The following is a 257-nucleotide window of genomic DNA, read 5'->3' as shown; positions in this document are numbered from 1 at the left end:
CCCTCGGCGAGGCCCTGGAGGATTTCCACGCGACCGTCCCAGCGCTCGCCGATCCGCACCGAGACGCGCTTGGCGCTGAGCGGCCGGTCGCCGTCCTGGTGGGCGACGAACACGGTGTCGCCGTAGGCGGTATAGGTGACCGCGGTTTCCGGCACGCTCAGCGACGGCGCGTCGGCTTTGCGCGAGACCCGGATGCTGGCGAACATGCCGGCGGCGAGCAGGCCTTCGGGGTTGTCCAGCAAGGCCTGGACCTGCAC

1 pseudogene is annotated in these 257 nt (G+C 71.2%); it reads right to left on the bottom strand.

Annotated features, from left to right (window positions below):
* Window positions 1-257: pseudogene (locus tag AAEY72_RS15530) on the bottom strand (efflux transporter periplasmic adaptor subunit); the annotation flags it as partial.

Origin of the sequence: Psychrobacter sp. W2-37-MNA-CIBAN-0211 (assembly GCF_040309405.1) — a bacterium.
Lineage (GTDB): Bacteria > Pseudomonadota > Gammaproteobacteria > Pseudomonadales > Moraxellaceae > Psychrobacter > Psychrobacter glaciei.
This window is presented reverse-complemented; position numbering and strand designations above follow the sequence as displayed.